Here is a 269-nt window from a genome sequence, read left to right as displayed (position 1 = left end):
CGCCAATTGCTCCGCCAGCTGTTCGGTCGCGGCGCGGGTCTGCGCGTAAACGATGCCGGGGCCGGGATTGGCGGCGAGTAGGTCGGCGATCTGCCGCGCAATCGTGTCGCGGGCGGAGATGCTGTAGCGGATATTCGGTCGGTCGAAGCCTGACACGATCATCCCGTCCGTGGGGATGCCGAGCTGCTTGGCGATGTCCGCCCGCGTGTGCGCGTCGGCGGTCGCGGTCAGCGCCAGCCGCGGCACTTCCGGAAACGCCTCCATCAACG

General features: G+C 68.8%; 1 pseudogene. It reads right to left on the bottom strand.

Going from position 1 to position 269, the window contains the following annotated elements:
• A pseudogene (locus AC0IYH_RS31795) lies at nt 1–269 on the bottom strand (ATP-dependent DNA helicase RecQ); the annotation flags it as partial.

This window comes from Pseudomonas sp. AC463, from assembly GCF_979253585.1.
Note: the sequence above shows the minus strand (reverse complement) of the source record. Positions and strands in the feature narration are given on the sequence as shown.